Annotated in this window: 2 pseudogenes; both read left to right on the forward strand. The window is 58.0% G+C overall.

Annotated elements, in window-relative coordinates:
- Positions 1-54: 54 nt before the first annotated feature.
- Positions 55-360: pseudogene (locus tag GSQ95_RS25940) on the forward strand (SDR family oxidoreductase); the annotation flags it as partial.
- A 60-nt stretch (positions 361-420) separates the two neighbouring features.
- A pseudogene (locus GSQ95_RS25945) lies at positions 421-857 on the forward strand (MFS transporter); the annotation flags it as partial.

The following is an 857-nucleotide window of genomic DNA, read 5'->3' on the forward strand; positions in this document are numbered from 1 at the left end:
TAGGCCCGGGTAGCCTGAAAGTAGCTGAAGGTCGATTCGCTGCGGGTGAATGCCGGTGGGGTGAATGCTCTCACGGCCTGCCTGGCGTTCGAGAACACCGAGCGCGGCATCCGGGTCAATGCCACGGCGCCTGGCGGGACCCAGGCCCCACCGCGACGTATTCCACGCAATAACCAAGTACCCAGCGCCGACGAACAGCGCTGGTATCAGCAGATTGTTGAGCAGACTGAGGACAGCAGCTTGATGAAGCGCTACGGCACAGTTGATGAGCAGGCCGGCGCCATTCTATTTCTGGCCAGCGACGAAGCTTCCTATATCACCGGCGTGACCCTGCCAGTGGGAGGCGGCGATCTGGGTTGATGCCGCCACTATTCACCCAAGTCTTGCTCACAACAAAAATAAAATCATGAGAGAGGCGCTATGCGAAACTACGACGTCAATTCAATTATCGATTGTGCGCGATTCAGCGGTTTCCGCTGAAGGTGTAGGGCGCTATGCGCGCTATTATTGATTTTCGATGACGACCTATTCATCAATGGCGTGGTGTTGCCGGTGTTGATGACGGAGTAGGGGCTCACCCCCCTGCAGGCCGGTGCGTTGGGCAGCTACGCGCTGTTTGACATGATGTTCGGTGCCCTGCTGTTTGGCAGTCTGGCCGACAGAATCGGCCGCGAGAACGGCATCGCGATCTGTTTTGCCCTGTTCAGCGTCGCAACCGTGATCAATGGCTTGCCCAGCAACCCCACCGAATTTGGACTGTGCCGCTTCGTCGCTGGGCTTGGCTGCGGAGGCCTGCTGCCTAATGCGATGGCGTTGATGCACGAGTACGCACCAAAGAAAAATGCGCAGCACCCTAG

This window comes from Pseudomonas sp. BAV 4579 (assembly GCF_009765395.1).
Classification (GTDB): Bacteria; Pseudomonadota; Gammaproteobacteria; order Pseudomonadales; family Pseudomonadaceae; genus Chryseomonas; species Chryseomonas aestiva.